Annotated in this window: 25 protein-coding genes; 9 read left to right on the forward strand and 16 right to left on the reverse strand. The window is 66.9% G+C overall.

Going from position 1 to position 25,498, the window contains the following annotated elements; genetic code table 11:
* The 5 genes from IP92_RS06805 to IP92_RS06825 all read right to left on the reverse strand — a co-directional run bounded on the left by IP92_RS06805 (position 1) and on the right by IP92_RS06825 (position 7,486).
* The gene (locus tag IP92_RS06805; protein ID WP_145873770.1) at positions 1 to 1,008 is read right to left on the reverse strand and encodes a glycosyltransferase family 2 protein; all 1,008 of its coding nucleotides are present in this window, start codon (positions 1,006 to 1,008) and stop codon (positions 1 to 3) included.
* The gene (locus IP92_RS06810) at positions 1,008 to 2,525 is read right to left on the reverse strand and encodes an ArnT family glycosyltransferase (RefSeq protein ID WP_145873771.1); all 1,518 of its coding nucleotides are present in this window, start codon (positions 2,523 to 2,525) and stop codon (positions 1,008 to 1,010) included. The genes IP92_RS06805 and IP92_RS06810 overlap by 1 nt, the downstream gene beginning before the upstream one ends.
* A gap of 278 nt (positions 2,526 to 2,803) precedes the next feature.
* Positions 2,804 to 3,928 (reverse strand): mechanosensitive ion channel family protein, encoded by a 1,125-nt coding sequence (locus IP92_RS06815; RefSeq protein WP_145873772.1) that lies wholly within the window; start codon positions 3,926 to 3,928, stop codon positions 2,804 to 2,806.
* Positions 3,929 to 4,072: 144 nt separating this feature from the next.
* Positions 4,073 to 6,355 carry a glucosylglycerol-phosphate synthase gene (gene ggpS, locus IP92_RS06820; RefSeq protein ID WP_229418667.1) on the reverse strand — a complete coding sequence of 761 codons (2,283 nt, stop codon included), beginning with the start codon at positions 6,353 to 6,355 and terminating at the stop codon, positions 4,073 to 4,075.
* A gap of 249 nt (positions 6,356 to 6,604) precedes the next feature.
* Positions 6,605 to 7,486, reverse strand: coding sequence for an RNA polymerase sigma-70 factor (locus IP92_RS06825; RefSeq protein WP_145873773.1), 882 nt, complete (start codon positions 7,484 to 7,486; stop codon positions 6,605 to 6,607).
* 179 nt (positions 7,487 to 7,665) lie between these two features.
* Here IP92_RS06825 and IP92_RS06830 point away from each other — a divergent pair, with 179 nt between their 5' ends.
* Positions 7,666 to 8,685, forward strand: a complete 1,020-nt coding sequence (locus IP92_RS06830) for an SDR family oxidoreductase (RefSeq protein WP_145873774.1) — start codon at positions 7,666 to 7,668, stop codon at positions 8,683 to 8,685.
* Between the two features lie 222 nt (positions 8,686 to 8,907).
* On the opposite strand, the gene IP92_RS06835 is transcribed toward IP92_RS06830, so the two are convergent.
* From IP92_RS06835 to ppsR, 4 genes are all read right to left on the reverse strand, one after another.
* Positions 8,908 to 10,536 carry a M28 family peptidase gene (locus tag IP92_RS06835; RefSeq protein ID WP_145873775.1) on the reverse strand — a complete coding sequence of 543 codons (1,629 nt, stop codon included), beginning with the start codon at positions 10,534 to 10,536 and terminating at the stop codon, positions 8,908 to 8,910.
* 78 nt (positions 10,537 to 10,614) lie between these two features.
* Positions 10,615 to 12,213 carry a hypothetical protein gene (locus IP92_RS06840; protein WP_145873776.1) on the reverse strand — a complete coding sequence of 533 codons (1,599 nt, stop codon included), beginning with the start codon at positions 12,211 to 12,213 and terminating at the stop codon, positions 10,615 to 10,617.
* Between the two features lie 19 nt (positions 12,214 to 12,232).
* Positions 12,233 to 12,913: a hypothetical protein gene (locus IP92_RS06845; RefSeq protein WP_145873777.1), complete on the reverse strand. Its 681-nt coding sequence runs from the start codon at positions 12,911 to 12,913 to the stop codon at positions 12,233 to 12,235.
* Between the two features lie 60 nt (positions 12,914 to 12,973).
* Positions 12,974 to 13,819 carry a posphoenolpyruvate synthetase regulatory kinase/phosphorylase PpsR gene (ppsR, locus tag IP92_RS06850; protein ID WP_199271897.1) on the reverse strand — a complete coding sequence of 282 codons (846 nt, stop codon included), beginning with the start codon at positions 13,817 to 13,819 and terminating at the stop codon, positions 12,974 to 12,976.
* A 249-nt stretch (positions 13,820 to 14,068) separates the two neighbouring features.
* Here ppsR and ppsA point away from each other — a divergent pair, with 249 nt between their 5' ends.
* From ppsA to IP92_RS06880, 6 genes are all read left to right on the forward strand, one after another.
* A complete protein-coding gene (gene ppsA, locus IP92_RS06855; protein WP_145873778.1) occupies positions 14,069 to 16,507 on the forward strand; it encodes a phosphoenolpyruvate synthase in 2,439 nt (812 codons plus the stop codon).
* A gap of 207 nt (positions 16,508 to 16,714) precedes the next feature.
* Positions 16,715 to 17,146, forward strand: coding sequence for an NfeD family protein (locus IP92_RS06860; RefSeq protein WP_145873779.1), 432 nt, complete (start codon positions 16,715 to 16,717; stop codon positions 17,144 to 17,146).
* Positions 17,147 to 17,170: 24 nt separating this feature from the next.
* On the forward strand, positions 17,171 to 18,112 hold the full coding sequence (locus IP92_RS06865) for an SPFH domain-containing protein (protein ID WP_145873780.1): 942 nt from the start codon (positions 17,171 to 17,173) through the stop codon (positions 18,110 to 18,112).
* Positions 18,113 to 18,529, forward strand: a complete 417-nt coding sequence (locus IP92_RS06870) for a DUF4259 domain-containing protein (RefSeq protein WP_145873781.1) — start codon at positions 18,113 to 18,115, stop codon at positions 18,527 to 18,529.
* A gap of 20 nt (positions 18,530 to 18,549) precedes the next feature.
* Positions 18,550 to 19,677 carry a hypothetical protein gene (locus IP92_RS06875; protein ID WP_145873782.1) on the forward strand — a complete coding sequence of 376 codons (1,128 nt, stop codon included), beginning with the start codon at positions 18,550 to 18,552 and terminating at the stop codon, positions 19,675 to 19,677.
* A gap of 344 nt (positions 19,678 to 20,021) precedes the next feature.
* Positions 20,022 to 20,852 carry an NAD-dependent protein deacetylase gene (locus tag IP92_RS06880; protein WP_145873783.1) on the forward strand — a complete coding sequence of 277 codons (831 nt, stop codon included), beginning with the start codon at positions 20,022 to 20,024 and terminating at the stop codon, positions 20,850 to 20,852.
* Here IP92_RS06880 and IP92_RS06885 read toward each other — a convergent pair.
* The 5 genes from IP92_RS06885 to smpB all read right to left on the reverse strand — a co-directional run bounded on the left by IP92_RS06885 (position 20,845) and on the right by smpB (position 23,571).
* Positions 20,845 to 21,420, reverse strand: a complete 576-nt coding sequence (locus IP92_RS06885) for a DUF1349 domain-containing protein (RefSeq protein ID WP_145873784.1) — start codon at positions 21,418 to 21,420, stop codon at positions 20,845 to 20,847. The two genes, IP92_RS06880 and IP92_RS06885, sit on opposite strands and share 8 nt — an antisense overlap.
* Positions 21,421 to 21,456: 36 nt before the next feature.
* Entirely contained in the window at positions 21,457 to 21,996 is a 540-nt protein-coding gene (locus tag IP92_RS06890; RefSeq protein ID WP_145873785.1) for a FlgO family outer membrane protein, read from the reverse strand.
* Positions 21,996 to 22,673 (reverse strand): hypothetical protein, encoded by a 678-nt coding sequence (locus IP92_RS06895; RefSeq protein WP_145873786.1) that lies wholly within the window; start codon positions 22,671 to 22,673, stop codon positions 21,996 to 21,998. The genes IP92_RS06890 and IP92_RS06895 overlap by 1 nt, the downstream gene beginning before the upstream one ends.
* A 116-nt stretch (positions 22,674 to 22,789) precedes the next feature.
* Complete coding sequence (locus IP92_RS06900) at positions 22,790 to 23,122, reverse strand: hypothetical protein (protein WP_145873787.1); 333 nt, start codon at positions 23,120 to 23,122, stop codon at positions 22,790 to 22,792.
* Positions 23,122 to 23,571: an SsrA-binding protein SmpB gene (gene smpB / locus IP92_RS06905; RefSeq protein ID WP_145873788.1), complete on the reverse strand. Its 450-nt coding sequence runs from the start codon at positions 23,569 to 23,571 to the stop codon at positions 23,122 to 23,124. The genes IP92_RS06900 and smpB overlap by 1 nt, the downstream gene beginning before the upstream one ends.
* A 103-nt stretch (positions 23,572 to 23,674) precedes the next feature.
* On the opposite strand from smpB, the gene IP92_RS06910 reads away from it, so the two are divergent.
* Both IP92_RS06910 and IP92_RS06915 read left to right on the forward strand, forming a co-directional pair.
* Positions 23,675 to 24,106 carry a type II toxin-antitoxin system RatA family toxin gene (locus tag IP92_RS06910; RefSeq protein WP_145873789.1) on the forward strand — a complete coding sequence of 144 codons (432 nt, stop codon included), beginning with the start codon at positions 23,675 to 23,677 and terminating at the stop codon, positions 24,104 to 24,106.
* A 4-nt stretch (positions 24,107 to 24,110) separates the two neighbouring features.
* Positions 24,111 to 24,479 carry an RnfH family protein gene (locus tag IP92_RS06915; protein WP_145874069.1) on the forward strand — a complete coding sequence of 123 codons (369 nt, stop codon included), beginning with the start codon at positions 24,111 to 24,113 and terminating at the stop codon, positions 24,477 to 24,479.
* On the opposite strand, the gene IP92_RS06920 is transcribed toward IP92_RS06915, so the two are convergent.
* On the reverse strand, positions 24,474 to 24,806 hold the full coding sequence (locus tag IP92_RS06920; RefSeq protein WP_145873790.1) for a helix-turn-helix domain-containing protein: 333 nt from the start codon (positions 24,804 to 24,806) through the stop codon (positions 24,474 to 24,476). The two genes, IP92_RS06915 and IP92_RS06920, sit on opposite strands and share 6 nt — an antisense overlap.
* 131 nt (positions 24,807 to 24,937) lie before the next feature.
* Positions 24,938 to 25,456: a DUF4124 domain-containing protein gene (locus IP92_RS06925; RefSeq protein ID WP_145873791.1), complete on the reverse strand. Its 519-nt coding sequence runs from the start codon at positions 25,454 to 25,456 to the stop codon at positions 24,938 to 24,940.
* Positions 25,457 to 25,498 lie beyond the last annotated feature (42 nt).

Genomic DNA, 25,498 nt, shown 5'->3' on the forward strand with positions numbered 1-25,498 from the left:
TCACGGGGCGGTGCGCGCCGCGGCGCGGCGGCCCAGCGTGCTGTGGTCGATGACCTCGTCGATCACGTACAGGGGTCGCTGCTTGGTTTCCTCGAAAATGTAGCCGAGGTATTCCGCGATCACGCCCAGGCACAGCAGCTGGATGCCGGACAGCAGCATCATGCCCGACGCCAGCGTGGCCCAACCCGACACGGGATTGCCGACCACCAGCGCGTCGATGGCGATGTAGATGCCGTAGCCGACCGCGCAGAGGGAGATGGCGCCCCCGATGGCCGAGACCATCCGCAGCGGCTTCATGGAGAACGACGTGATACCCAGCGACGCCAGCTCCAGCAGCCTGCACAGCGGGAACTTGCTGGCGCCCGCGCAGCGCGGCGCCGCGTCGTAGGGAACCGTGACCGTGCGAAAGCCCAGCCAGGCGTACAGGCCCTTCATGAAGCGGGCCCGTTCGGACAGCTGCAGCATCGCCTGCACGACGCGGCGGTCCATCAGCCGGAAGTCGCCCGCGCCGGCGGGAATGCGAAAGCGTTCGCCGCCCTGCAGCAGCCGGTAGAACAGGCCTTTCGCGCACGACGTCCAGCGCTGCTCGTGGGCGCGCGAGCGCTGCATGGCGATGACCATTTGCGCGCCGTCGCGCCAGTGCGCCACGAGCGTCGGCAGCAACGCCGGCGGATGCTGCCCGTCGCCATCCATGCACACGACCGCATCGCCGCGTGCCGCCGCCAGGCCCGCCGTCAGGGCCGCTTCCTTGCCGAAGTTGCGCGACAGGTGCAGCACCTGCATGCTGATCCCCGCGTGCTGCCGCTCGAACGCGGCGACGACCTGCGGCAGCGTATCGGTGCTGCCGTCGTCGACGATAACGATTTCCCACGCGACGCCGCACGGGCCCAGCACCTGCGCCAGCGCGGGCAGCAGCGTCGCCAGTGCCGGGGCCTCGTTCAGCACAGGCAGCACGACCGACAGCGAAGCGTTGGCCGCGGTCTCCGGCGGTATCGAACTGAGGTCCATCACTGTTCTTCCACAAGAGAGCGGCGCCGGCCGTGGAAGCGCACGGCGGCAGGCGGATAATGCGCCAGGTCGGCGTTGTCCACCACGACGAGCCCGGCGTGTTGCGGCGGCGCCGTGCGCAGCGTGCCGCGCGTGTAGAACGCGGAAGAGAACGCGGGATGCGCGCGGTAGGCCAGCGTCGCGCCGGCCGGGGCCAGCTTCTCGAAGGCACGCACCAGCGCCCGGTCGGATTGGACCTCCTGCAGGTGCTCGAGCAGCGGCAGCGCCGCCAGCACGGCGGCCGCGAAGGCGGCCAGTGCGTATGCCGCGTGCCGCTGGGCCACAGGGCTCCATGCGTCGAAGCGGGCGGCGACGAGCACCGCAAAAGGCGGAATCGCCGTCAGCGCATACGTCCAGATGATGTTCCGGCTGGCCGTGAAGAACAGCAGGGGAACCAGCACCATGCACCACAGGTAGCCGGTCACTGGCAAAGGACGCACGCGGCCACGCGCCAGCGCGGCGAGGCCGCCGGAGAACACGCTGATCCAGGGCAGCACGGCAACGCACCAGAACAGCCAGATGGCGCCCGGCGGCTGGCGATGGGCGGTGCCGTAGCGGTCGCCCTGCCACCCCGGCACGAGAAAGCGGCCGAAGTGCTCGCCGACGATGAAGTAACGCAGGAAGCCCGGATAGGCGCGCTCGGCCGCGGCATACCACGGCAGGCACAATGCCAGCGCAAGCAGCAGGCCGCGCCAGTCCCACAGCCGGCGCACCGTGTCGCCGGTGCGGCGGTACAGCAGCGCCCAGGCCGCGATGGGCAATCCGGCCAGCGCCCACGTGGCCAGCCCTTTCGACAGCGCGCCGAGGCCCAGCAATGCCCAGAATGCGAGGCGCCAGCCGCGCACCTGCGCCGCTTGCGGCTGCAACGCGCGCCATGCGCTGTACTGCGCGGCCCAGACGATGGCCATCTGCGGCGCATCCGTCATCACGGCGCCGGCGCTGGCGAAGAACAGCGGGCAGGCCGCCAGCACGGGCACGACGAGCCACGGCCGGCGCACACCGGCGACCCGGGCGAAGGCCAGCGTGACGGCGACCGTCAACAGCGCACACAGCAGGGCCGGCAGCCGGGCCGCGAATTCCGTGATGCCCAGCAGGTGCATCGACGCCGCGCTTGCCCACGTGGCCAGCGGCGGCTTCGCGAGGAACGGCGTGTGCGCATCCATGTGCGGCATCAGCCAGTAACCGCCCGCCACCGTCTGGCGTGCCAGTTCGCCATAGCGTGCTTCCGTGGTGTCGGCCAGCGGCGCCCATGCCATCATGATGAGGCGCGCCAGCAGCAGCAGGGCAACGGCGGCGGTCAGCCAGCGGCCGGTGATCTGGTCGGTGAAGCGGTCGGTGAAGCGATCAGTGATACCGTCAGTGGGATCGTCATTGATACGGTCGGGCGCCCGCGTCGCGGCCGGGTCCGCGCCCAGGCGCGCGTCGGCCGAAGGCCCGTCCAGGGGCTGCCATGCCGCGGTGTCTTGCCGGGTGTCCATTACCGTGCCCTCGGGCGATCGACGGATGTTCGGAGCACCTACCGTAGCAGAGGCACGGTTAAATTCCCGTTACCGGTATGAGGCTCCGGCAGGGCGAGGTCCGCCCGAACGCATCGCCCAGGGTTGCAGTAATGAACCTCGCTGGGGGCAAGTTTGCGCTGTGCAGCGCCGCTGCGCCATGCTTCCAGCCAACCCTTCAAGCGTTGCGTATCCATGCCTGCCTCCGTTCGGTAGAGAACGGATAGACAGCGGAACCGCCCGGCAGTTCCGCGACGGCGTCAGTGCGCGCGCGGCGGCAGCGTCCGCTCGCGCGGCGCGCGCTCGCCGTATTCCTCCACGTTCGCCGCCGCGCCGCGCAGCAGCTCCGGATTGGCCACCTTGATCGTCTGCGTCGGGTACGCGAATTCGATGCCTGCGCGCGCGAAGCGCTTGAACAGCGCGATGTTGATCGCCTGCTGGATGTCCATGTACAGGCCGTAGTCGGCCGTCTCGACGACGTACACCACCTCGAAGTCCAGCGACGACGGCCCGTACGCGCGGAAGTGGGCGCGGTCGAAGCGCACTTTCTGCTGGGCCGACACGATCTCCTTCAGCATGCCGGGGATCGCTTCGAGCTGCTCTTCGGTGACGTCGTACGTGACGCCGATCGTGAACGCCACGCGGCGCGTCTGCATCCGCTTGATGTTGTGGATGCGGGCCTTCAGGATGTCGCTGTTCGAGAACACGATCTGCTCGCCATCGAGGCTGCGGATGCGCGTCGTCTTCAGGCCTACGTATTCGACGGTGCCGCCGATGCCGTCGACGACGATGTAGTCGCCGACGACGAACGGCTTGTCCAGCAGGATCGACAGCGACGAGAACAGGTCGCCGAGGATGTTCTGCACGGCCAGCGCGACGGCGATGCCGCCGATGCCCAGGCTGGCGACAAGCGTCGTGATGTTGACGCCGAAGTTATCGAGGATCATCAGCGCGATGATCAGCCACAGCGCCGCGCGCACGACGAAGCCCAGTGCCGCCGTCGACGTCGTGGCCGCGACGTCCTGCGCGCCGCGCAGTTCTCGGTAGCGATTGAGCCAGCCGCGCACCCCGATATCGGCCCAGCGCGCCACCTGCAGCAGCAGCACGGTGATCGCGAAATTGCGCAGCAGGATCGCGGCCTTCGGTGTCAGGTCCAGCCATTGCGCGCCGGCGTAGATGCCCATCGCCAGGATGAACAGGAAGCTTGTCTTCGACAGCACCTTCGCGGCGACGTCGTCGACATAGGTGGCGGTGTGCTGCGCGAACGCGGCAAGCCGGCGCGCCACCAGGCTGTTCACGGTGGACAGCGCGACGCACACGGCGGCCGCGATGCCGATCGCGATGGCCCACGTGGTCAGGTCGTTACCCAGCAAGATGTAATCCATTGGTGGTCTCCTGTTGCGATGGGAGGCTTCGCGCCGCGCGGGCGCATGCCGGGATGACGGGGGCGCTGCCCCCTGGGGATGCCGCCATTGTAGGCGGCCTGGCGCGCACGCTTTGTTAGCGCACGCACACTGCCGGCCCCGCCGTCAGGCCGCGGCCCGGTCGTCGTCCTGGCCCGCGACGGCGGCCAGGAAATCGTCGCCCCAGCGCACCACATCGTGCTCCGTGGCGATCATCGCCATCCGCGCGGTGCGGTAGGCTTGCTCGTCCGCGCCCATCGTCAAAGCCTGGTGCAGCGTGTCGATCATCGATTGCGTGTCGTAAGGGTTCGTCAGCAATGCGCCGTGCAGCTCGACGGCGGCGCCGCAGAACTCCGACAGGATCAGCACGCCCGACTTGCCGGCCGCCTTGCGGGCGATGACGTATTCCTTCGCGACGAGATTGAGGCCGTCGCGCAGCGGCGCGATCCACGCGACGCCGCAAGCCGCGTAATGCGCCACCACTTCCTCGAACGGCAGCGAACGATAGAAGTAGCGCACCGGCACCCAGTTCAGCGTGGAGAAGCGGCCGTTGATGCGGCCGACCGCGCGGTCCACTTCGACGCGCAGGCTTTCGTAGATCTCCATGCCCGGCGCGGCCGGCGTGATGATGTTCAGGAGCGTCACCTTGCCGACGTGCTCCGGGTGTTCCTCGAGCAGCCGTTCGAATGCGTGCAGCTTTTCCAGCGAGCCTTTCACGTAGTCCAGCCGCTCGATCGACACGATGCCCGTCACGCCGCCCAGGTAGTCTTCCAGCGCGGCCGCGCTGTCCGCCACCGCCGGCGTGCGCACCAGCCGCTCGATCAGCGCGGCATCCGTACCGACCGGGTGCGCACCCAGTTCGATGCGGCGCCCGCCGGCGTCGATCGACGTCGTCATCGTGTCGACGCCCAGCGCGCAGCCATAGGTCAGGAAGCGCGGCGCGCACGGCTGCGCGGGGCCCAGTTCGACTGGCGCGAACGAGCGCACCGCATCGACGAAATTCTCCACGTAGCGGGGAATGTGGAAGCCCACGTAGTCGCATTGCAGCAGGCTGCCGACGATGTCGCGCCGCCACGGCAGGATGTTGAACACGTCCGACGACGGGAACGCCGTGTGGTGGAAGAACGCGATCTTCAGGTCCGGCCGCAGCGGGCGCAGGAACGCCGGCACCATCCACAGGTTGTAGTCGTGCACCCAGACACAAGCGCCTTCGGCCGCCTCGCGCGCCGTCTGCTCGGCGAACAGGCGGTTGACGTCGAGGAAGCGCTCCCAGTGCGCCTGGTTGAATTCGGCCTTGTCCGGGAACGAGAAGATGATCGGCCAGAAGGCCTCCTTCGAGAACTTCTTGTAGAACAGGTCCACGTCCTCGGCCGTCAATGGAATGCGCGCGGCACGCAGGCGTGGGTAGGCGGGATCGACGTCGACGTGGGTGTCGAAATCGTCCGGCGTGCGGCTGTCCTGCTGCGACCACGCGACCCACGAGCCGCGCCGGCTGCCGGCAAAGAAGCGCAGCAGCGTGGGGATGATGCCGTTCGGGCTTTTCGGCCGGCGGCGCTCGATGCGGCCGTCCACCTCCACCTCGTCGAACGGCAGCCGGTGATACACCATCACCAGGTCGGCGTCGCCGCGCTCCACGGTGCGCCGGGCGGGCCGCGCCGGCGGCAGCACGCCGTGCCGCACCAGGCCTTCGAGGATACCGTCGCACCCTTCACCGCGCGCGATGTGCACTTGCGGCCAGCGCCGCAGCTTCTGCACCAGCGCCGGTTCGGCCCCGCCGACGACGATGCCGCGCACGCCCGTCTCGAACATCGACAGGTCGTTCAGCGTATCGCCGGCCACGAGGATGGTGCCAGGATCGATGCCCAGTTCCGCGGCCAGCCGCAGCAGCGCCGGCCCCTTGCCGACGCCGCGCGGCAGCACGTCCAGGTAGCAGCCGGCGGACATCAGGAGGTCGCAGCCCAGCATATCGACGGCGGCGCGCAGCGCGGGCGTCACGTCCGCCTCGGCGGCCAGGAAGGAACAGCGCCGCTCCTGCGGCACGCTCTGGCGCTGCAGTCCGGGGAAGCCGGCCAGCGCCTTCAGCACGGCCTGTGAACCGGGCCAGCGCTCGGCGATTTCCTGCTGCAGGTTGCCCACTGGGCGCAGCTCGGCGCCGTCGACGATCGTCGCGCCGACGTCAGCGATGATGTAGTCCGGAGTGGGGATCGTCGGGTCGGACAGCAGCGGCAGGATCGATTCGAGGCCGCGGCCCGTGACAAAAACCAGCTGCGCATGGCGCGGCGCGGCGGCGAACAAGGCGCGCACGCGGCTGCGTGCTTCCGGTGTGCCGGCCAGCAGCGTGCCGTCGAGGTCCGTGGCCAGCATGAATTGGTTCGGGTGGGTGAGGCGGGAAACGTCCTGAATGGGCATGGCGATACATCCTTTTGCAAGCGATGGGCGCGGGGAGCGCCGTGTTTAGCGGAGGGCAACCGAAGCCGGCGGGGATCGGTCGCGCGGCGGAAAGCGACGGTGGCGGAGCCTGCCGTCGCGTGAGGAGATTCGTCGCGGGCGCATGCTAAGGCCCGGGTAACGCAGCCGTATTGTACTATAAAAAATACAATGCATTTCCACGAATGTATCGTGCGGGCGGCTTGGCTGCTTTGCCGCTCAGTGCGGCGCTCAGTGCAGCGGCGCGATGCCGGTCAGCTTGTCCGGATTGCGGATCACGTAGATGGCGACGATGCGGCCGCCGTCGATGATGAACGACTGGGCCGACTCGACCACGCCGTTCACGTAGCGCAGCAGGCCCGGTTCGCCGTTGATGCGCGCCATCCGGTACTGCACCTGGCCCGGATAGGCGTGTTCGAGGGACCAGTAGACGCCGGCGATGCGCGCGGCGCCTTCGAGGATCTTGCCGAACGACGGCACCTTGCCGCCGCCGTCCGAGACAAGCTGCACGTCGCCGGCCAGGAACGTCTTCATCGCCGCCCGGTCGCCGCCGGCGGCCGCCTGCATGAAGCCGGCCAGCAGGTCGCGGTGCACTTGCCGTGGCACCGTGAAGCGAGGCTTCTCCTGCTGCACGCGCTGCTGCGCGCGGTGCACCAGCTGGCGGCAAGCCGCCTCGCTCTTGCCCAGCGTGGCGGCGAGGTCCGCGTAATCCTGGTCGAACACCTGGCGCATCAGGAACGCGGCGCGTTCCTCCGGCGCGAGCCGCTCCAGCACCCACAGCATCGCCACGGAGACGTCGCTGGCCAGTTCGGCCGCCGTTTCGGGCGTGTGCTCGTCCACTTCCACGAGCGGTTCGGGCAACCACCAGCCCACGTAAGCTTCCCGCTCGGCCTTGCGGCTGCGCAGCCGGTCGATCGCCAGGCGCGTCGTGATCGTCACGAGCCACGCCTCGGCCGACTGCACTTCGCCGCTGGCGCTGCCGTGCCAGCGCAGCCAGGCATCCTGCACCACGTCTTCCGCATCGGCGCGCGTGCCGAGCATGCGGTAGGCGATCGAGAACAGGCGGGGGCGCAGGGCGTCGAAAGCGGCGGCGGAGGAGGACGTGTCGTTCATGGTGGTTACGGTAAAGGTTCGATACCCGCTAGACGGCGCAGGCATCCGGCTTGTGACAGCTTTCCCACGGCAAAGGTGTTGGCAGGCAGTTTTATTCTTGTCTACATTGATACGCCGTCAGTCTACCAACTTTCACTATTTCAACTCAGCTTCATTCACCCAGTTTCAGGGAGCCATCGATGGATCCGAACGACCAGTTTTTGGAGGGAACGATCATGCCGTCGCGCCGCCGCTTCGTGGGCGCGGTCGCGACAGGGATCGCGGCAGGAACGGCCGCGGCCGGCGCATTGGCCGCCGGCGCGCCGGGCGGCACGGACTTCGGCGGCGTGGGCCGCGACCCGGATTATCCGAAGCCGCCATTCCCGCGCCAGCAGCAGGAGTGGCCGGGGCTGGCCGGCAAGATGACGCCGAAGCCCGACCACGGCGAAACGTCGTACCACGGCAGCGGCCGGCTGAAGGGCCGCAAGGCGCTGATCACGGGCGGCGACTCGGGCATCGGCCGCGCCGCGGCGATCGCCTATGCGCGCGAAGGCGCGGACGTGGCGATCAGCTACCTGCCGGCCGAGGAGCCGGATGCGCGCGAAGTGGCTGAGCTGATCCGCAAGGCGGGGCGCAAGGCCGTGCTGCTGCCGGGCGACATCCGCGACGAGAGCTTCTGCCGGAAGCTCGTCGACGACGCGGCCGGGCAACTGGGCGGGCTCGACATCCTGGTGTCGAACGCGGCCAAGCAGCATTCGGTCGACTCGATCCTCGAGCTCACCACGGCACAGTTCGATTGGACCATGAAGACGAACCTGTACGCGAACTTCTGGATCTGCAAGGCGGCCGTGCCGCACATGACGAACGGCGGCGCGATCATCGTCACGGCTTCCGTGCAAGCCTACGACCCGTCGCCGAACCTGCTCGACTACGCGCAGACGAAGGCGGCCCAGGTGGCGTTCGTGAAAGCGCTGGCCCAGCAGCTGGCCGAGAAGCGCATCCGCGTCAACGGCGTGGCGCCGGGCCCGATCTGGACACCGCTGCAGGTCTCCGGCGGCCAGCCGCCCGAAGCGCTCGACACGTTCGGCGCCGACACCCCGATGAAACGCCCCGGCCAGCCGGTCGAGCTGGCGCCGACGTACGTGGTGCTGGCGGCCGACGAGTCCAGCTATACGACGGGGCAGATCTATGGGGTGGCGGGGGGCAAGGGGAATCCGTGACCTTATGCCGTTGAAGACGTATGCTTTCACCCCAACGGCAAGGGCTGGGGTCAGACCCGCCGGGGCGTAGCAGGGGTTTCGAGGAGCTCCGCTCCTTGCCGGCGAAGCGGTTCGGGCTTGCAAGCCCGAACCCCTCCCTGACCCCGGGGTTTCGGGTCTCGGGTTTGCCTTGACTGAACGGCTTCGGGGACAGACACCATTTTCCGGGCAACTTTCGGGCAGTCAGCGCTTCACCTGCCCGAACGCTTCGCCCTTCTTCCACGTCGGCATCTCCGCCGCATTGGCCACGGCGTAGCCCAGGTTCAGCGTGAACTGGGCCTGCTGCGCCATGCCGGCCAGGTTCCAGTCGGCGTGGTACTCGTCCGTGACCTGGTGGTAGTCCTTCTTGAAGCCGACCATCTTCGCGCTCGACGCGGCATGGTCGTGCGCGAACTCGAAGTGGCCGTCGCCGGAGAACACGGCCGAGCCCACGTTGAACGCGGGGACGCCCGCTTTCGCGAAATTGAAGTGGTCGGCGCGGAAGTAGGCGCCGGACAGGTCGGGGATCGCCGGCGCCAGCCTCAGCCCCATCTGCTTCGCCACGGCGGCCGACGTTTCGTACAGGCTGCTGCGCTCCGCGCCGGCCACGCCGATATCCTTCGTCGGGCCGACGAAGTTCATGCTGTCCAGGTTCAGGTCCGCCGCCGTGCGCGCCAGCGGGATCACCGGGTCCGCCACATACGCGGCGCTGCCCAGCAGGCCCTGTTCCTCGGCCGCCGGCCACAGGAAGACCTGCGTACGTTTCGCCGGCTGCCTGACGGCTGCCGCGGCCATCGCCAGCAGCGCCGCCGAACCGGACGCGTTGTCGATCGCGCCGTTGTAGATGTGATCGCGCTTGTCGTCCTTCGCCACACCTTCGTCGATGCCGAGATGGTCCCAGTGCGCCGAGTAGACGACGGCCTGCTCCTTCAGCTTCGGGTCCGTGCCCGGCACGATGCCGACCACGTTGAACTGTTCGACGGGCCGGATCGCCGACTTGATCTCGACGTGCGTACGGATGCCCAGGTCCACCGGCTTAAAATCGCGCCGCTCGGCCTGCGCGCGCAGCTTGTCGAGGTCATGGCCGGCCGCGGCGAACAGTTCGCGCGCCGTGTCCTCGTGCAGCCAGCCTTCGACCGGATTGCCGCCCGCCTTCAGATGGAAGCGTTCGTGCGAGAAGCCATTGGCCGGCACCGACCATGGATACGATGCCGACGGCGTCGTGTGGATCAGCAGCACGCCGGCGGCGCCGCGGCGCACGGCTTCCTCGAACTTGTACAGCCAGCGGCCATAGTACGTGTAGGCCTTGCCGGCAAAGCGGTTCGGCTCCTCGGCGGTCGGCTGCGGGTCGTTGACCATCATGACGAGGATCTTGCCCTTCATGTCCTGGCCCTTGTAGTCGTCCCACCGTTCCTCGGGCGCGCTGGCGCCGTAGCCGACGAACACCAGCGGCGCGTCGAACGCCACGCTGTCCTTGCCGCTGCCGGTGCCGAACACGATGCCCTTGCCGGTCTCCGGCGCGATGCGCTTGCCGCCCGCGTCGAACGTGACGGCGCTGCCGGCCAGCAGCCGGGTACCCTGGAAGCGCACCGGCTGGCGGTAGCCGCCCGCCGGCAGCGGCCGCAGGCCGATCAGCGCGGCCTGCGTCTCGAGATAGCGCACGGCCAGTTCGCCGCCGCGCTGGCCCGTGCCGCGGCCTTCCAGCAGGTCGTCCGCGAGGAACGACAGGTGCGCGCGCAGCGCGGGTTCGGACACGGCGGGACCCTGCGCCAGTGCGGGTTGCGCGAAGGAGAGCAGGGCGGCGGTGCCAGCGGCGATGGTCGTGAAACGCATGTGGACTCCATGGAACGAAAGTTCGCATGGTAGCGCAAGTGGCGCGATCGGCAAGCCGCGCCGTTGCGGGCAGCGCCGTCACACGGCGGGCTTGATCGCGGGCTTGATCGGAATGAAGCCGTAGGCGACCAGGCATTCGCGGAACATGCAGTCGGGGACGTCCGCATCCCGCCCCGGCGCCCAGCTGCCGCAGCCGCGCCGCTCGTTGCGCTTGCAGTGGCCGTTGGCCAGGTCGATCGTCTCCATCCCCGGCAGCAGGCGATTGGCGCGCGGGCACAGCAAGGTTGTCGCGTCGGCGAACAGCTGCTGCGTCAATTCGCCCAGCATCATCTGCCGCGCCCATGCCGTCTGCACGGGCGGCGGCACGTGGCGAAATTCGATGCGGCCATTGATCACCTGGACGCACGGCCGGTCCATGTCGAACACCTGTTCCAGCGCCGCGTCCTGCCGATCGAACGACGCGTGGCCGCTGTCGATCCGCTCCTGCAGCAGCGGCAAGGTGATCTGCTGTGCAAGAAAGTGCTCCCACACGCGCACGGCGCCGAACACGGTGTCCGGCGGAGGCGGCGCAGCGTGCCTACCATGCCGGCGCAGCTCGGCCAGCAGCGTCGCGTACGCGTCGTGGTACATCGGCGGATAGGCGATGTCGCCCCTGGCCAGTTCGGCCGGCGGCGCGGCGGCCAGTTCGTCGACGAAGGTGCGGCCGGGGCTGAAGATCTCGGCCTGCGTTGTCGCGTGGTCCACGTCCTTCAGCACCAGGCCGCCGCTGGCCAGCGCGATGTCCGTCAGCCGCAGCACGAGGCGGCGCGGGAAGCGTGCGATACCGTGGCGGCGCAGGTGCTTCGTGATCAACAGGTCCGTCACGTTGTAGGGCGGCAGCGTGGCAGCGATGCGCCGCAGGTAATCCGCTTCCTCTTCGTCCTCGCCCTTCTTCGCGATGGCCTGGCGGTGCTGCACGAGGAAGTCGTCCGGCACGTCGGGGAACAGCGCGCCGACCAGTTCGCGCGCCAGCGCATGGGCGGCGCCCTCGACCAGCGCCTCGTAGCCGAGCGGGTAGACCACCGTCAGCGGCCGGACCTCCTGCGCGCCCGAAGCTCCCTGGCGTGCGATCGCCAGCGAAAAAGGAAAGGCCGGCACGGCAAAGCCGCTGTCGCCGTGTGCCGGCATGTCCGCTGCCGGCATGCCGGCGACCGGCACGTCGAGCCACGCATCGTCCACGTGGCCGGGCAATACGGGGCGGCCGTAATCGCCGAAGAAGAAGTCCGCGCTGATCCGGTGCGAGCGGACGAAGCGCGCCAGGCTGCGCACGGAACGCGGGCAGCCCTGTTCGCGCGCCCAGGCGGACAGCGGCAGCCGCCAGCGGATGTCGTCGCGATGCAGCTCGAGCGCCACGTCGATGAAGCGCTTGATGCAGCCCAGCCGCGCCACGTACACGCCGATGCCGGACAGCGTGCCGAACGTGTCGAGATAGTGGCGGTGCTCGTGCGCGTAATTGGTCAGCTCCAGCAGCAGGCGCTTGAAGCGCAGCGGCTCGTGCCGGTAGGCGGCGGCCGATGCCGGCTCGCGCAGCAGCGCATGGGCTTCGTCCGTCAGCGTCACGTCGATCAGGCCGAGGCCGTGATCGAACGAGCCGATGCGGTGCGCCGCGTCGGTGGAAAACAGCAGGGGCGCTGCCATGGCGGGCTCCTGGCTGGAGTCAGGTCGTCAAGTGCCAGCGGTTGCCGGGCTCGGCGTAATCGCCGTGCTGGCCGGCCCATTCCGCGTTGGCCAGCACCTTCACGTCGCACAGCCGTTGCAGCGCCGCCGTCAGCTCGGGGCCGGACAGGCCCGTTTCCGATGCGATGTCGGCCGTCGACGGCGCCAGTTCGCTGTAGGCGTGCGTGGCACGCATCGCCAGCGTGCCGACGGCGCGGGCGGCGGCGATCGCATTGTCGTCCTGCGGCGGCCGCAGCACGACGAGGTTGTTCCAGAACGACTTCAGCGCCGCCGCAGCGTGGGGCACGTTGCCTGGGCCGAGATGGCCCGTGACGATGAACGTGACGACGAGGCCGGCGATGGGGAAAAAGGTTTCCTTGAACGCCTGGGTGAAGTTGAAGGCGACCAGCTTGCCTTCGGTGCTCGCCGCACCGCCGTACAGGATGCTGTGCAGGCGGCGCGGCTCGTGCGTGGCGGGATCGAACGCGGTGACGTGGCCGGCGGCTTCCTCGCTGTCGAGCACCAACAGCATCAGATCGGTTGCGGCCTTGAACTCGTCATCCTTCAGGCGGTCGACCACGTCGTCGACCGTGGCTGGGTCCAGCCCGGCTTCCTTCAGCGCCGCGGACAGCAGCTGATTCGGCTGATACTGCGTGGGCTGGTACTGCTGGGGCAGGTACATGATGGCACCTCCGTCGGGAGATCATCCATCATACTCGCTCCGGCGGCGCAGGGGCAGGGTTCAGTATTCGCGCCGGTTCGGCTTGATCTCCTGCAGGATCGTCGTCGAGATCTCCTCGATCGACTTGGTTGTCGACGACAGCCAGCGGATGCCCTCGCGCTTCATCATCTTCTCAGCTTCGTTGACCTCGTAGCGGCAATTCTCCAGCGACGCGTACTTGCTGCCGGCGCGGCGCTCGTTGCGGATTTCCGTCAGCCGTTCCGGCGTGATGGTGAGGCCAAAGATCTTCGACTTGTAGTCGTACAGCGCGGAAGGCAGCTTGCCGCGCTCGAAGTCGTCCGGGATCAGCGGGTAGTTGGCCGCCTTGATCCCGTACTGCATCGCCAGGTACAACGACGTGGGCGTCTTGCCGGAGCGCGACACGCCGACGAGGATCACGTCCGCCTCCGCCAGGTTCTTGTGCGACTGGCCGTCGTCGTGCGCCAGGCTGAAGTTGATCGCCTCGATGCGGTTGCGGTACTCGTCGCTGTCGACGATATTGTGGGAACGGCCGATCGTGTGCGTGGACTTCAGGCCCAGCTCCTCCTCGAGCGGCGCGACGAAGCTCTGGAACAGGTCCATGTGCAGGCCGCTGCACTGGCGGATGATCGACGACAGCTCCGCCTGCACCAGGGTGCTGAAAATGATGGGCCGCTGGCCATCCTTTTCGGCCGCCTCGTTGATCTTGCGGGCCGCCGCGCGCGCCTTGTCGACGCTGTCGACGAACGGCAGCCGGATCTGCCGGAAGCGCATCTCGAATTGGGTCAGCACGGAGTGGCCGAACGTCTCGGCGGTGATGCCGGTACCGTCGGAAACAAAGAACACGGTACGGGCCGCGGCGGGACGCTGGGGTTGTTCAGATATCATGGCTTTTGATTGTGAATCGTCAATTTCCGTCGCAGGCTGTAAAATGGCCGGCAACGGTTAGATTGTGCTGCACGACGCCAAGAATAACAAGGAACACAGTCGGCATGCCCGCGAAGGTTACATGGGGCCTTCGGTAACGTTGCGAGTGGTACCTGTCCCGGTACCGAGGTGCCGTGCGCCTCCCGGGATGGACGAGCGCCGCCGTGTCGATGCCCCGAACAGGTTTCTATCATCAGTAAGGGTGTCATCATGACCAACTTGTCTCACGCAGCACTCCAGGAGCAAAGCAGCGAAGCCGTGTATGTGGCTTCGTTCGAGCACCTGCGCATGACGGACGTGGAATCCGTCGGCGGCAAGAACGCTTCGCTTGGAGAAATGATCAGCCAGCTCGCGGAAGCGGGCGTACGCGTGCCGGGCGGCTTCGCCACCACGGCCGCCGCGTTCCGCGACTTCCTGACGCATTCGATCGACGGCGGCAAGCCGCTGGCCGAGCGCATCGCCGACCGCCTGGCGGACCTGAACGTGGACGACGTCCGCTCGCTGGCGCAGGCCGGCGCCGAGATCCGCCAGTGGATTATCGACACGCCGTTCCAGCCGCGCCTGGAAAAGGAAATTCGCACCTTCTACGAAGACCTGGTCGCCGGTTCGGGCACGGAAGTGTCGTTCGCCGTGCGTTCGTCCGCCACGGCGGAAGACCTGCCGGATGCATCGTTCGCGGGCCAGCAGGAGACGTTCCTGAACGTGGTCGGCATCGACAACGTGCTGGACGCGATGAAGCACGTGTTCGCATCGCTGTACAACGACCGCGCGATCTCGTACCGCGTGCACAAGGGCTTCACGCATGCCGAGGTGGCGCTGTCCGCCGGCGTGCAGCGCATGGTCCGTTCCGACCTGGGCGCGGCCGGCGTGATGTTCACGATCGACACCGAGTCCGGCTTCAAGGACGTGGTGTTCATCACGTCCAGCTACGGCCTGGGCGAGACGGTGGTGCAGGGCGCCGTGAACCCTGACGAATTCTACGTCCACAAGCCGATGCTGGAGCAGGGTAAATCTCCCGTCATCCGCCGCAATATCGGTTCGAAGCTGATCAAGATGGAGTTCACCAGCGAGGCCAAGGCCGGCCGCTCCGTGAAGACGGTGGACGTGCCGATCGAGCTGCGCAACCGCTACTCGCTGACGGATGCGGAAGTCGTCGAGCTGGCGAAATACGCCGTGATCATCGAGCGTCACTACGGCCGCCCGATGGACATCGAGTGGGGCAAGGACGGCCGCGACGGCAAGCTGTTCATCCTGCAGGCGCGCCCGGAAACCGTCAAATCCCAGCAGAAGCACACGGATGCGCAGCAGCGCTTCAAGCTGAAGTCGTCCGGCACCGTGCTGGCCTCCGGCCGCGCGATCGGCCAGAAGATCGGCGCCGGCCCCGTGCGCGTGATCCACGACCCGTCCGAGATGGAACGCGTGCAGCCGGGCGACGTGCTGGTGGCGGACATGACGGACCCGAACTGGGAACCCGTGATGAAGCGCGCTTCGGCAATCGTCACGAACCGCGGCGGCCGTACCTGCCACGCGGCGATCATCGCCCGTGAACTGGGCGTGCCGGCCGTCGTCGGCTGCGGCGATGCGACGGAAGTGCTGAAGGACGGCACGTTCGTCACCGTGTCGTGCGCGGAAGGCGACGAGGGCAAGATCTACGACGGCCTGCTGGAGACCGAGGTTTCCGAGGTATCGCGCGGCGAGCTGCCCCAGCTGCCTGTAAAAATCATGCTGAACGTGGGTAACCCGCAGCTGGCATTCGACTTCCAGCAGGTGCCGAACGGCGGCGTGGGCCTGGCACGCCTGGAATTCATCATCAACAACAACATCGGCGTGCACCCGAAGGCGATCCTCGAGTACCCGAACATCGATCCGGACCTGAAGAAGGCCGTCGAATCGGTGGCCCGCGGCCATGCATCGCCGCGCGCGTTCTACGTCGACAAGCTGGCCGAAGGCGTGGCGACGATCGCCGCCGCGTTCTGGCCGAAGCCCGTCATCGTGCGCCTGTCCGACTTCAAGTCGAACGAGTACAAGAAGCTGATCGGCGGTTCGCGCTATGAGCCGGACGAGGAAAACCCGATGCTGGGCTTCCGCGGCGCGGCGCGCTACATCGCCGAGGACTTCGCCGAGTCGTTCAACATGGAATGCCAGGCGATGAAGCGGGTGCGCGAAGAGATGGGCCTGACGAACGTTGAACTGATGGTGCCGTTCGTACGCACGATCGGCCAGGCGAAGAAGGTCGTCGAGCTGCTGGCAAAGAACGGCCTGAAGCGCGGCGAGAACGGCCTGCGTCTGATCATGATGTGCGAGATCCCGTCCAACGCGGTGCTGGCCGAGCAGTTCCTCGAGTATTTCGACGGCTTCTCCATTGGGTCTAATGATCTTACCCAGCTGACCCTGGGCCTGGACCGCGACTCCGGCATGGAGCTGCTGGCCGCCGACTTCGACGAACGCGACCCGGCCGTGAAAGCCTTGCTGTCGATGGCGATCCAGGCTTGCCGCAAGCACGGTAAGTACATCGGCATCTGCGGCCAGGGCCCATCCGACCACCCGGACCTGGCCGAATGGCTGATGGAGCAGGGCATCGAGTCGATGTCGCTGAACCCGGACTCGGTCGTGGATACGTGGCAGAAGCTGGCGGAGCTGAGGAATTAAGTCAACGTGTTGCCGGCGTTGTTAGCACCACCGGCAGAAGCCGGGGTCAGACCCGTCGGGTCTGACCCCAGGGTTACGCCTTTGGGGTAACAAGTGCCCCGGCCCGCGTGCACTGGTCAACACTGAACTTTTGCTCTATCGTTACGTCAACCCTCGTTGCTCTATCTTAGGGCCACGAGGGTTTTATTTTTGAAGGAGACGCGCAACATGGCTGACTGGATCATGTGGCTCATCGCCGCCGGCTTGCTGGTGGCGCTGGAACTGTTCAGTGGCACCTTTTACCTGTTGATGGTGGCGCTGGGCGCGTTGGCCGGCGCGCTGGTGGCGTTCCTGCGCATCGACTTGCCGGGGCAGATGCTGGCGGCCAGCGTGGTGGCGATCGTCGCGACGGTGCTGATGCGCCGCAGCCGGGCCGGCAAGCCCGCCAAGTCGGATGCGGCGCGCGACCCGAACGTCAACCTGGACATCGGCCAGAGCGTGCACGTGCCGCGGTGGGAAGGCCATCAGGATGGCCACACCGCGCGCGTGATGTATCGCGGCGCGCTGTGGGACGTGGAGCTGTTGCACGGCACGCCCGCGGAACCGGGCACGTTCCACATCCGCGAAGTGCGCGGCAGCCGGCTGATCGTGGGCCGGTGACAATCAAAATGAGGGAAGAGTGACATGGAGATTACTTTCGGTACCGTCGCGCTGGTCATCCTGATCGTCGCGCTGGTCTTCGTCTTCAAGACGATCAACGTCGTGCCGCAGCAGCATGCGTGGGTCGTCGAACGGCTCGGCAAGTACCACGCCACCTTGGCGCCGGGCCTGAACATCGTCGTGCCGTTCGTCGACCGCATCGCCTACAAGCACGTGCTGAAGGAGATCCCGCTCGACGTGCCGTCGCAGGTCTGCATCACGAAGGACAACACGCAGCTGCAGGTGGACGGCATCCTGTACTTCCAGGTGACGGACCCGATGCGCGCATCGTACGGCTCGTCGAACTACATCGCCGCGATCACCCAGCTGGCGCAAACGACCTTGCGCTCCGTGATCGGCCGCATGGAACTCGACAAGACATTCGAGGAGCGCGACCACATCAACACGACGGTCGTCAACGCGATCGACGAATCGGCCGCGAACTGGGGCGTGAAGGTGCTGCGCTACGAGATCAAGGACCTGACGCCGCCGGCCGAGATCCTGCACGCGATGCAGGCGCAGATCACGGCGGAGCGGGGCAAGCGGGCGCTGATCGCCGCATCCGAAGGCCGCAAGCAGGAACAGATCAACATCGCTACGGGCGAACGGGAAGCGGCGATCGCCCGCTCCGAAGGCGAGAAGCAGGCCGCCATCAACCGCGCGCAGGGCGAGGCGACGGCCATCGTCGCGATCGCGGAAGCGACGGCCAACGCGCTGCGCCAGGTAGGCTCGGCGATCGAGCAGCCGGGCGGCGGCGAGGCGATGAACCTGAAGGTCGCCGAGCAGTACGTGGACGCGTTCCGCCAACTGGCGAAGACCAACAACACGCTGATCGTGCCGGCGAACCTGGGCGACATGAGCAGCTTGATCGCCACGGCGATGCAGGTCGTGAAAGCACCGAAATCGCCGCTGGTGAAAGGAACGTAAATGGGAACCTGGGCCGTAGGACCGTTCGGCAACGACTTCGCGCAGGACTGGGCGGAAGACCTGCATGAATCGAACGACCTGTACTTCATCGGCGACACGCTGGACAACGTGTTGACCAATGCCGATCACCTGGAAGCGCCGTTCGGCGCGGAAGGGCTGGCCGCCGTCGAGACGCTGCTGCGGCTGGAAGGCCGCGGCGGCGTGGAGGATGACGACAGCGCGGGCATCGATGAATGGGTTGGCGTCGTGAAGGCGAAGTACAAGCCGCGCGCCGACCTGGTGGAGAAGGCCGGGCGGGTGCTGGACCTGGTCCTGTCCGAGCGCTCCGAGCTGCGCGAGTTGTGGCAGGATAGCGAGCATTACGACGCATGGCGCGCCGGCGTGGAAGAGCAGAAGGTGCGGCTGGCGGGCAAGTGAGAACACGATCAAGGAAGCGCATGACGGGTGTGAGGAAGGCGGTGGCGGCGGCGCTGTTGTGCGCGGCCGCGGTGGCGGGGGCGGCGACGCCGGAACAGGAAACGTTGGACCGCGTCGCGCGGATGCGGGCCATGCCGGCGGCGGCAGTGGATCAGGATGCGCAGCAGCAGCGGCGCGATCTCGACGCCGCATGGCGCTGGTTCGGCAACAACAAGACCGCGGCGCTGCCCGTGCTGCGGCGCGAGCTGGCGGCGGAATTGAAGAAGGCAAAGCCGAACCAGCTGGTGCTGCTCGACGTGGGCTACTTCCTGCGCGCGCAGGGCGAGCCGTCAGACCGGGCCCTGGCCACGCAGGCGCTGCTGGCGATCGATGCGGACGGCATCGTGCCGAAGACGCAAAGCCAGCAGCTGTTCCGCTTCGTGCATGCGAGCGCCCCGGACAAGGACGTTCGCCTGTTCCCGCTGATCGACAAGGTCTTCCTGCGCGGGCACGTCACGGTGTTCGTGCCGCAGCACGGCTACACGGTGGACGAGACGTCCGTCTGCATCTACCTGTACGGCCAGTACGGCGAGCTGGCCGAGCGCCATCTGCGCGGCCTGCTGCGCGATCCGGCAGTCGCGAACCGCGCGCTGGAAGTATTGATGTGGGTGGGCTCGCCGGACAGCGTGCCCGCCGTCGCGGCACTGTTGACGACGCCGGACGCCGACACATTCGCCCGCGCCGTCACGTTCATGCTGCGCGCCGGCGGCCCGCAGGGCAGGGAAGCGCTGCTCGCGTTCGACGCCCGCGGCCTGACGGGCAAGGCGCGCGAGTTCTACCTGCAAACGCGCCAGCAGCTCGCCTCGATGAATTTCGACACGCTGGCCCAGCAGCTCGCGGACGCGCCGCCGTCCGAAAAAGCGCCCCCGCCGCGCCGTCTCGACGAAGCGGCCACACGGCAAGTGCTGGCAACGCTGTCCGCCACGTACGGCAGCTACGAAGGCATCCAGCCGATGGAGCTGGCGCTGTCCGCACTGCCGCGCCAACAGCTGATCGACGAACTGCTCCGCATCCGCCAGCGCAGCCTGCTACGCATCTCCGGCGAAGCACTGACCGACATCGACACGACGAACACGCTGATCAACACCCTGCGCTTCCGCCCCAACTGACCACGTTGTAAAACCAACACAAGGGACTGTCCCTCATTTCAGGAAATATTTCCAGAATCGAGGGACAGTCCCCGAATTTTGGCAACTTTTGCAGTGACGCGGATTCCCGAGTGAGCGCTACGCATTGCCGGCGTGAAACCCATCGGCGCGCACCGCTATTCAGCCGAAGCGTCAGCATTTGGCAACAAAAACTGTTGTGAAATGCGGAGGTACTGTCCCTCGTTTCAGGAAATATTTCCGGAATCGAGGGACAGTCCCCAGATTTTGGAAATGTTGCCGGGTGAACCGGCGTGGAACCGGGGCGGGACCTTGGGCTTGGGCACTTGCGGCCCCACATCGGACCCATGAACGAACAGATCGACCAGCTTGCAGACTTCCTCGACCGCCATCGCAACGTCCTCGTGCTGACGGGGGCGGGGTTGTCCACCGCTTCCGGGATTCCCGGTTATCGCGACGAGGAGGGCGTGCGGCGTGGGCGGGCGCCGGTGCAGGGGCCGGAGTTTCGCCGCAACGATGCGGTGCGCCGCCGTTACTGGGCGCGCAGCATGGTGGGCTGGCAGACGTTGGCGCAGGCGTCGCCGAATGCCGGGCACCGTGCGCTGGCGCTGCTGGAGAAGGCTGGGCGCGTCGGCAACGTGATCACGCAGAACGTCGACGGCCTGCACCTGCGCGCCGGCAGCAGCCGCCTGATCGAGCTGCACGGGAACATCCACATGGTGCGCTGTCTGGCCTGCGAACGCCGGCAGCACCGCGCCGCGTTGCAGGAGCGCCTGCTCAGCGACAACCCGGCCTTCGGCGATGTGCTGGCGCAGCCGCTGCCCGACGGCGATGCGCACGTGGAGCCGGAATCGCTCGAGGGCTTCATCGTCCCCACGTGCGACGACTGCGGCGGCGTGCTGCAGCCGGACGTGGTCTTCTTCGGCGATAACGTCCCGCCCGAGCGCACCCGGCAAGCCTTGCAGTGGATGGACGACGCCGACGCGCTGCTCGTCGTCGGCTCGTCGCTGATGGTGTTTTCCGGCTACCGCTTTTGCAAGCTCGCCGCGGCGGCGGGCAAGCCGATCGCCGCCGTCAATGCCGGCAAGACTAGGGCGGACGATCTCATCGGCCTGAAGCTGGCGCTGCCCGCGCAGGAAGTGCTGCCCGCCGTGGCGGGCCTGCTGGCCGTCACGTAAGGTCGTGCAGGTCCTTGCCGAGAGGCGGGCCGACCGTGAAGTCCGTGAAGCTCACCTCCAGCCCCGTGCGCTCCGGTGTGCAGCACATCGGCCCGACCAGGTAGCTGTCAGCGGCGGGGAAGGGCCCCAGCCGCAGCAGCGGCCACGTGATGCCGTCCACGGAATACTGCACGCGGATCGCGCCCCGTTCGACGGTGGCGCGCAGCCAGAAGCAGTCCGCCAGCGCCGGCGCGGGCATCGTGGCCCAGTCGGACAGCTCGTTTGTCAGCACGCTCGACAGCATCGGCTGCCCATCCGAGAATTCGACACCGGCCTTCAACCAGCGCCGCTCGTCGATGCGCACCATCAGCCCCGCCTGGTCATAAAGCTCGGTGAACCGGGCGTCCACGCGCAACTGCGCCGTGAACGGCCCATCGATCGCGCGGCCCAGGAAATGGCCGCTGTCGCGCACGAAATCGTAGTAGGTGCCGCGCCAGAAGTCGGTCTTCGTATCGGTCACGACGCGCAGCGTATGCGCATCGATCGACCAGGAGGCAGGCTCGTTGAGCCAGGTGGAGGAGGAAAACATCGCAGCGTTCCGGTGATGACGGAACGCTACTATAGCTCAGCGCTGCAGCAGCATCGAGCGCACGATGCCTTCCTTCTGCAGCACGTAGTCGTGCGCGGCCAGCACGTAGTTCTTCTGCGGCTGGACGACCTTCACGTTGATGAACACCATGTCGCTCGTCTCGGCATACGAGCCCACCACGACGGCCTGCGCATCGTGGTTCTGCGCCACTTCGCCGAGCTCGCGCGTGAGCATCAGCTCGCCCTGGTTGCGCTTCATGTAGACGCTGCTGCGCAGCTTCATTTCAAGCATCTTCAGGCCGCCCTGGGCCATCCGCGTCGAGATCTGTTCGGAGATCAGGCGGCCCAGCGTCGACGTCTGGTCCAGCGCATCGATGTTGACGACGGTGGCCATGATCAGCGGCTTGTCCGCAGCCAGCTTGCCGTTCAGCTGCGCGAGCAGCACGTTGGCGGCCTTGTAGTTCGCCTCGACGAACTGGTTCGACGACACGGTCGCGTAATTGGCTTCCTCTTTCGGCGCCGTGCTGGCGCAGCCGCCCAGCAGGGCCAGCGCGAGGATGGTGGCGGCGCGGCGCATCAGCGGCCCCCCGTCACTTTGAAGTTCCTGGTCAATGGCGCATCCTCATCCTTGATGCCGTACAGCTCCCGGTCGGTATCGGCCACGTAGTAGGCCGACGTGGAACGGGCATAGTAGCGGAACTGGTCGCTGACGGACAGCGTGACGATCAGTTCCGTCTTCGGCGTGGCGCCCGGCGCGAACTGGCTGTGGAACCAGTGGAACGCGTCGCTGGCGCCGGCCAGCGCGACCAGGCCGACGGTCGGGTCGATGTCCGACAGCACCCAGACGCCCGTGGCGATCGCGGAATGCGCACCGGAGTAGCGATATTGCGGACGGTTCTTCGTGAACGTCACGCCCTGGATGTCGACGTCCAGCTTCCACGCGCCGGCGGGCGTGCGCGACACCACGTAGCCGTCCTTGACGAGCGACGTCATGAGCTGGCTCAGCACGGCGCGCTTGAACGGCGTCGCGTCCTTGTCCTCGGCCACGTAGTACGGGCGCTGCGGATGCTTCTTCATGTCCGCCACGATGCGCTGCTCGATGTGGTCGGCGATCGCGTTCCAGTGCGCCGCGGCCTGCAATTTTTCCTGGCGCGAGGTCGGGAAATTCGTGGCGATCGGAGTCGGGGAGTACGGGACGGCGCAGCCGGCCACGGTAGCGGCTAAAACGGCGGCAGTGACGACTTTGGCAAGCATGGGATGCACTGGGAGTGGATAAGCCCGCGCAGTCTACCATGCGCACGTTGCCGAGTGGAAATTCATGAGGTCGGGCGTGGTTCACGCGCGACGGCTTTTGCGAGTTCCGCTCGCCCTTACCAATTGGGAATGATCAATGCGGCAATGACGAGGCAGCCGAGCATCGGCACACCGTTGAGCGCCAGCGCCACCCAGGTCAGCCAGCCGCGGTGCGCGGGATTTCTCCTCGCCCACAGCGCCATGCCGAACCCGGCAATGGACCCGATCCCGACGACACCGGTCGCGCTGGGCAGGCAGCCGTAGCCGATCTTGTTGCACCGCGCGGCGCTGCCGGCGAAAAACTCGTCCACGATGAACAAACCCAGCATGAGGCTGGCGTACAGCAGCACCAGGCTGGCGATGGTCCACCAGTTCTTGCTGACTGGTGGCGGGGCGTCCCGCAGTGACATCACCGCCGGTGCTGCTTCATCGCCGACTGCACCTCGCGGTTGGCATCCCGATCCTTCTCCGCCGCCCGCTTGTCGTGCTGCTTCTTGCCCTTCGCCAGCCCGATCTCGCACTTGACGCGCCCGCCCTTGAAGTGCAGGTTCAGCGGCACGAGCGTGTAGCCGGCGCGCTCGACCTTGCCGATCAGCTTGTCGATTTCCTGACGGTGCAGCAGCAGCTTGCGCGTGCGCACGGCCTCGGGGTGGATGTGGGTGGACGCCGTCGGCAGTGCGCTGATGTGCGCGCCAAAGAGGTACAGTTCGTTATCGCGGATCGTGACGTAGGCTTCCTTGATCTGGACGCGGCCGTCGCGGATGGCCTTCACTTCCCAGCCCTCCAGCGCGATGCCCGCCTCATAGCGGTCTTCGATGAAGTAGTCGTGGAAGGCTTTGCGGTTATCGGCGATGGTCATGAGCAATATCGTGTGAAACGTGGTCGAGGCGCGGGTCGGTTAAACTACGGTCTTTCGTTCGCGCCGAAGCGCGAAAGTCCAACATGATATCAAACGGTAAAAAATGGCAGTAGTGCACAAATCGGTATTTCTTGGATATAGCGCGCAGCAGATGTTCGACCTGGTCGACAGGATCGAGGATTATCCCAAATTCCTGCCGTGGTGTGGTGGAGTGGAAATTCGCGAGCGCGGCGAGAATTCGGTGGTCGCTTCCGTCGGCATCAATTTCCACGGCGTCAAGCAAAGCTTCACGACGTCGAACGTCAACACGCCGCCGACCTGCATCAAGATGAACCTCGTCGACGGCCCGTTCAAGACGCTGCACGGCACCTGGACCTTCAAGCCGCTGCGCGAGGACGCCTGCAAGATCGAGCTGGACCTGCAATACGAATTCTCCAGCCGCCTGCTGGAGCAGGTGGTCGGCCCCGTGTTCGGCATGATCGCCAACAGCATGGTCGACTCGTTCTGCAAGCGCGCCGAAACGGTTTATGGATAACACGATGGTCGAGCGCATCAAGGTTTCGCTGGCCTATGCACGGATCGGCGACCCGCATCCGCAGCCGATCCTGCGCGTGCTCGACGTGGACGCCGGCACGACGATCGGCCAGGCCATCGAGCTGTCGGGCATCCTGCAGGAAGCGCCGGAGATCAACCTCGTTACGATGCCGGTGGGGATCTACGGCAAGAAAAAGACGTTGGATACGGTGCTGCAGCCGCGCGACCGCATTGAAATCTACCGCCCGCTGATCGCCGACCCGAAGGACGCGCGCCGCCGCCGGGCCAAGAAGGCGGACAAGGACGCCGAGAAGCCGGCCGACAAGTTGGCCGAGCAGCCGGCCAAGCCGGAGGCTGGCGGGCTCGCCTCATAAGTCCAGCATCTGCGGCGCGATGCCGAGCGCCAGCGCGATCTTCTCGCGCGTGGCCCGGCGCGGCCGCAAGCCCGCTTCCTGCTGCGCATACGCCGGCTGGCTGATGCCGATCCGGGTGGCCACTTCCTGCTGCGTCAATCCCAGGTATTCGCGCCATGCGCGCACCGGCGTCCACGCGTTGTCCGCGATCATGCTGACGACGCGGTGCGGCACGCCGCTGTTCTGGTGGCGCGACTGCGTCTGCATATAGGTGGAGTAGGGGATGACGACATACACGGGTTCCCCGTTGGGTCCGTTGATGATCTGCACATTCGTGAAAGCATTCATGGCGCGCTCGCTGGTCGGTTCACAGAATTAAGGCAAACATAGTTAAGCCAAACATAGGCTTGGCTGAAGTTTGGCTTATATAGCTGAGCCGGCCAGCGGAATGCACGCCCGCCTTGCGCGCCATCAAATCCTTATTTGCAACGCGTTGCAAGCACGTCGCGGTTGCGGCGCATCTGCTCGGCCTTTTGCTGCTCCGTCAAGAACACCCGCTCGCCGTTGGCGTCCATCGTGCTGACGCGGATGCCCGATTCCAGCATGCGCTGGTTGCTGCGCGTCGCGTCGCAGGCCGCCGCGTCCTCCGCCTGGTTCTGCGCCGAAGTAGCGTTCTGCTGCGCCTGCTGGGCCGCTTCCTCGCGGCGCTTCGCATAGTCGGCGTTGCGCTCGGCCAAGGTCGGGCGCGGCTTGGCCGGCACGGGCGGGCGCTGCGTCTCGTCGGCCGGCTGCTCGGCCAGCTCCTTGCGCAAATCCGGCTGCTGGCCACGCGGCGCCTTCAGGATGCGCGCCGGCGGCACGGAAGCCGGCGGCGGCTGGTCCGTGAACTGCTTGACGCCCTTGTCGTTCACCCACACCCACTGCGCCTGGGCCAGCGTGCAGCACGCCGCAAGCAGTACGCCCAGCGGCGCGGCGACCAGCCATTGCGTTGATTTCATAAGCTTTGTTTCCCTGTTGAATCAACCTGATTTCACCGCGAT

It is taken from the genome of Pseudoduganella flava, assembly GCF_007830495.1.
GTDB lineage: Bacteria > Pseudomonadota > Gammaproteobacteria > Burkholderiales > Burkholderiaceae_D > Rugamonas > Rugamonas flava.

Coding starts and splice junctions, on each gene's coding strand:
- IP92_RS06805 (WP_145873770.1), bottom strand. CDS start 1,008: ATGGACCTCAGTTCGATACCGCCGGAGACCGCGGCCAACGCTTCGCTG.
- IP92_RS06810 (WP_145873771.1), bottom strand. CDS start 2,525: ATGGACACCCGGCAAGACACCGCGGCATGGCAGCCCCTGGACGGGCCT.
- IP92_RS06815 (WP_145873772.1), bottom strand. CDS start 3,928: ATGGATTACATCTTGCTGGGTAACGACCTGACCACGTGGGCCATCGCG.
- ggpS (WP_229418667.1), bottom strand. CDS start 6,355: ATGCCCATTCAGGACGTTTCCCGCCTCACCCACCCGAACCAATTCATG.
- IP92_RS06825 (WP_145873773.1), bottom strand. CDS start 7,486: ATGAACGACACGTCCTCCTCCGCCGCCGCTTTCGACGCCCTGCGCCCC.
- IP92_RS06830 (WP_145873774.1), top strand. CDS start 7,666: ATGGATCCGAACGACCAGTTTTTGGAGGGAACGATCATGCCGTCGCGC.
- IP92_RS06835 (WP_145873775.1), bottom strand. CDS start 10,536: ATGCGTTTCACGACCATCGCCGCTGGCACCGCCGCCCTGCTCTCCTTC.
- IP92_RS06840 (WP_145873776.1), bottom strand. CDS start 12,213: ATGGCAGCGCCCCTGCTGTTTTCCACCGACGCGGCGCACCGCATCGGC.
- IP92_RS06845 (WP_145873777.1), bottom strand. CDS start 12,913: ATGTACCTGCCCCAGCAGTACCAGCCCACGCAGTATCAGCCGAATCAG.
- ppsR (WP_199271897.1), bottom strand. CDS start 13,819: ATGATATCTGAACAACCCCAGCGTCCCGCCGCGGCCCGTACCGTGTTC.
- ppsA (WP_145873778.1), top strand. CDS start 14,069: ATGACCAACTTGTCTCACGCAGCACTCCAGGAGCAAAGCAGCGAAGCC.
- IP92_RS06860 (WP_145873779.1), top strand. CDS start 16,715: ATGGCTGACTGGATCATGTGGCTCATCGCCGCCGGCTTGCTGGTGGCG.
- IP92_RS06865 (WP_145873780.1), top strand. CDS start 17,171: ATGGAGATTACTTTCGGTACCGTCGCGCTGGTCATCCTGATCGTCGCG.
- IP92_RS06870 (WP_145873781.1), top strand. CDS start 18,113: ATGGGAACCTGGGCCGTAGGACCGTTCGGCAACGACTTCGCGCAGGAC.
- IP92_RS06875 (WP_145873782.1), top strand. CDS start 18,550: ATGACGGGTGTGAGGAAGGCGGTGGCGGCGGCGCTGTTGTGCGCGGCC.
- IP92_RS06880 (WP_145873783.1), top strand. CDS start 20,022: ATGAACGAACAGATCGACCAGCTTGCAGACTTCCTCGACCGCCATCGC.
- IP92_RS06885 (WP_145873784.1), bottom strand. CDS start 21,420: ATGTTTTCCTCCTCCACCTGGCTCAACGAGCCTGCCTCCTGGTCGATC.
- IP92_RS06890 (WP_145873785.1), bottom strand. CDS start 21,996: ATGCGCCGCGCCGCCACCATCCTCGCGCTGGCCCTGCTGGGCGGCTGC.
- IP92_RS06895 (WP_145873786.1), bottom strand. CDS start 22,673: ATGCTTGCCAAAGTCGTCACTGCCGCCGTTTTAGCCGCTACCGTGGCC.
- IP92_RS06900 (WP_145873787.1), bottom strand. CDS start 23,122: ATGTCACTGCGGGACGCCCCGCCACCAGTCAGCAAGAACTGGTGGACC.
- smpB (WP_145873788.1), bottom strand. CDS start 23,571: ATGACCATCGCCGATAACCGCAAAGCCTTCCACGACTACTTCATCGAA.
- IP92_RS06910 (WP_145873789.1), top strand. CDS start 23,675: ATGGCAGTAGTGCACAAATCGGTATTTCTTGGATATAGCGCGCAGCAG.
- IP92_RS06915 (WP_145874069.1), top strand. CDS start 24,111: ATGGTCGAGCGCATCAAGGTTTCGCTGGCCTATGCACGGATCGGCGAC.
- IP92_RS06920 (WP_145873790.1), bottom strand. CDS start 24,806: ATGAATGCTTTCACGAATGTGCAGATCATCAACGGACCCAACGGGGAA.
- IP92_RS06925 (WP_145873791.1), bottom strand. CDS start 25,456: ATGAAATCAACGCAATGGCTGGTCGCCGCGCCGCTGGGCGTACTGCTT.